General features: G+C 65.0%; 2 protein-coding genes. Both read right to left on the bottom strand.

The genetic code is table 11. The features are described from left to right. Positions 1-658: 658 nt before the first annotated feature. On the bottom strand, positions 659-2,182 hold the full coding sequence (gene lnt / locus AB0362_RS03250) for an apolipoprotein N-acyltransferase (protein WP_317810344.1): 1,524 nt from the start codon (positions 2,180-2,182) through the stop codon (positions 659-661). 58 nt (positions 2,183-2,240) lie between these two features. Next, entirely contained in the window at positions 2,241-3,836 is a 1,596-nt protein-coding gene (locus AB0362_RS03245; protein WP_317810346.1) for an amidohydrolase, read from the bottom strand. Between the last annotated feature and the right edge of the window lie 13 nt (positions 3,837-3,849).

Genomic DNA, 3,849 nt, shown 5'->3' with positions numbered 1-3,849 from the left:
TCACTTGCCCTTCGACGGCACGGTCACGATGGCCGACATCGGGTCGGTGGACCCGGAGACCTCGGTTCGGTTCGGACTGTCGAGCCGCGGCGGCCTGTGCGCGCGATTGAGCAATTCTGGCTTCCGTTCTGGTCTGCGTTCGTGTCGATTCACACACGTTCGGTGGTGATATGCCGTCGTATCGATTCGTCGCGCACGGCCCACTGGATTGAAACAGGGAAATGGTTCGGTTCTACCGAGGAGAACCAACCTCGAGTTCGCGAACCGAGTGTGTGGTGACTCTCGAATTCGACGTCCTGTCCGACATGAACTCCCCTCCCCACCAGGCGTACGACACGTTCGACCACGTCGGCGTTCGTGCTGCACTCACATGCACACGCGAGACCGTCGGCCAACCGCCGAAAGCCGACCCGAAATTCCGCGTCGAGCATCCCAGCGGCTTACAAAGATACAACATCGGCAGGATTCTTTTGTGCGGTAATCATAAGAACCATCGATCGCCGACTCCAGCCTGTTACAGAAGTGACCCCGAGTGCTACCCGAACAGGCGCTATTCGGTCGAACGAATGACTGCCCACGCCGCGTCGCACAGCATTGTCCGACCCGTATCGGACCTGTTGTTCTGATCGACCCGCCGTTTACCGACTCGACGATTGTTTCAGGAGGCGGAGCGGCGGCGCCCGACCACGAGCGTCGCGCCGAGGGCTGCGACTGCTGCCAGACACAACACCAGTTCCGATCCGAAGCCGATTCGTGTCGCGACGGTGAGGGATTGTCGCAGTACAACACTGGAAACCAGCACGTCGGGAGTGAAGAGTGGCGAATCCTGCAGAACCTCTCCGTCCGGTGCCACGATCGCGCTCACACCACTCGTGGCGGCCACCACGACAGTTCTTCCGTGCTCGACGGCGCGCACCCTGGACATCGCGAGTTGTTGGTAGGTCATTTCGGTGTCGCCGAAGGTCGCGTTGTTGGTTGGAATTGCGATGAACTCCGCGCCCGATCGGACCGATTCCTCGAGGGCACGGTCGAATGCGACTTCGTAGCAGGTCGCTATTCCGGCTGCTATTCCCCCGGTGCGGACGACTCCGTTTCCGTTACCGGGAACGAAATAACCCGCTCGGTCGGCATATTCCGAGAACAATCGAAAAAAACTTCGGAATGGCAAGTATTCGCCGAACGGTTGAATTATCTTCTTGTCGTGCCGCTCACCGGGCCCGTCCGTACCGTTCCACGCAATCACCGAATTCGTGTTCGTGCCATCGGCATTGACGAGTACGGTCCCGACGAGAATCGGAGCCCCCACAGCCACGGACGCCTGTGTGATGAGAGTTGCGGCATCGGCATTTCTCAATGGATCTATGTCGGACGCATTCTCGGGCCACACGACGAGATCCGGGGCAGGTTGCCTGCCTGCCTCGACGTCGGCGGCCAAACTCATCGTTTCACGGACGTGATTGTCCAGCACCGCTCGCCGCTGTGCGTTGAAGTCCAGACCCAGACGCGGAACGCTTCCTTGGACGGCTGCGATCGTCACGGTCCGTTCGTCGCCTTCCGGTGCGTCGTTGCTGTGCAGCGTGGGTAGCAGCGCCACGGCCGCTATGGACGCGACCGTCGTGGCGGCGACCGGTCCGAGGAACGAGCGCACTCCGTCGCGCCGACTGCCCGCGACCAGCAGCGCGGCCGTTCCGGTTCCGGTCAGTGCCACACCGAAACTGAGCAACGGTGCACCCCCGATGCTCGCCAAGGGAAGCAGCCAGCCCTCGGGTTGTCCGAACGCCAACCGGCCCCACGGGAAACCGCCGAAGGGAACACTGGACCGAAGCCACTCGGTCAGGCTCCAGGCCAATGCCATCGACACGGGCCACCAGGCACTCCGTGCTGCGACCACACCGAGCACTCCGAACAAGCCGACGAAGACGGACTCGGCGGCGGCGAGCGCCAGCCAGGGCATCGGTCCCACGTAGACACCGATCCACGGGAGCAGTGGAACGAAGAATCCGAGTCCGGCGGCACAGCCGTAGCCGAATCCCGCTTTCAGCGACAACGGACGTCGGCCGCCGAAGCCGGTCAGGACGAGGGCCAGCAGCGCGATTCCGAGCGGTGCCAGAAACCACAGGGTTCGCGGAGGAAAGCTCGCGAATATCAGGGCACCACCGGCAACGGAGAGTGCAGTGGACATCGAGGCTCGTCGTAGTCGCCCCGCCGACGAGGCCCCGGCCCCGACACCCGAGGTGGACTCAGTTCTCATGGATGACCTGCCCACGATGGACGGTCATCGAGCACTGTGGGCTCGTGGACGACGGGTCGAGACCCGGCAACGGAGATACCCCCGCACGGGGGTCCGTCGACCAGCGTTGCACGCTGTCCTTGGGCGCTCGGACGACGAGTTCGTCGACCTCCCACACCGCGAAGGACGCGGGCGCTCCCGGCACCAACGTTCCCGCCAATCCGTCTCGGACTCCGCCCGCACGCCACGCTCCGCGGGTACCGGCAGAGAAAGCGGCCCGAGGCGAGATGGCACTGCCCGGCGTGCGGTGGTTGACCGCGGCTCTGATCGTCGCCCACGGATCGAGTCGGGTGACCGGCGCATCCGAACCGAATGCGAGCGCCACCCCCGCCGATGCCAGGCGCGCGAACGGATGGAGCGCCGACGCACGATCTGCGCCGAGTCGCGCCGAGTACAGCCCGTCCGAACCGCCCCACAGGGCATCGAACATCGGCTGCATGCTGGCTATGACGCCCCACGAGGCCAATTTGTCGGCCTGCTCGGGTGCGACCATCGCCAGATGTTCGAGCCGATGCCCGCACGCGGCGACGGCAGGAGTTCCGAGCTCGGCCACCACCCGCTCGAACGCTGTGACGGCAGCCGACACAGCCGCGTCGCCGATGACGTGGAAACCCGCCTGTATCCCGGCGGTCGTGCACGCCGAGATGTGTGCGGCGATCGCATCGACGTCCTCGTACGGGACACCCGATCCGGCGCCGTCGGCGTAGGGCGACGACAGCCACGCGGTCCGCGACCCCAGCGAGCCGTCGACGAAGATGTCGCCGGCCAGTCCGTGGGCACCGGTGTCGCCGAGCAGCTGCCGCGCCTGCTCGGCCGTCTCGACCAGCTCGCCCCAGTATCCGCGAACCTCCACCCCGTGTTCGGTGGCCATCAGTTCGCGGAAGTCGTCGATACCCGACACGATCGGACCGGCACATTCGTGGACTGCGACGATTCCCTGCGCCGCAGCACTGTCGAGCGCAGCCGTTCGTGCCCGATTTCGGGTGTCGGGCGTGATCATCGACCGCGCTGTCTGCCGCGCGAGGTGATGCGCGGCAGCGGTGAGCGGGGACTGCTCCGAGAAGCCGGTGACGGATTCGATACCGGTCGCGGCGACGCGCAACGGCGTCGAGACGGCGGCCGAATGCGAATCGATGCGAGTGAGGTACACCGGACGACCAGGAGCTGCCGCATCGAGGTCGGCTGTGGACGGTGCACGATGTTCGGGCCACCCGGTTTCGTCCCAGCCGTGTCCCCAGATCAGTGCGTCCGAGGACGATGATGCGTGTTCGGCGAGCACCCGCAGGCAGTGTTCGAGCGAAGTGCAGCCGGACAGATCGAGTCCGATCAGCGACAGACCCAGATCGGTGACGTGCACGTGAGTGTCGACGAACGCCGGTGCCAGGAAGGAGCCCGCCAAGTCGGTGATGCGGACTCCTGGATGCAGCGCTCGCCCGGTGCGGTCCTCACCGATCCAGCTGACGATTCCATCGGTCACGGCCATGGCGGTGGCGTCGGAGGCCATCGGACTGTAGATCCGTCCGCCGCAGAACAATTCGGTGGTCACGAACGACCAGTCT

Source organism: Rhodococcus sp. NPDC079359, assembly GCF_040702585.1.
GTDB lineage: Bacteria > Actinomycetota > Actinomycetes > Mycobacteriales > Mycobacteriaceae > Rhodococcoides.
Note: the sequence above shows the minus strand (reverse complement) of the source record. Positions and strands in the feature narration are given on the sequence as shown.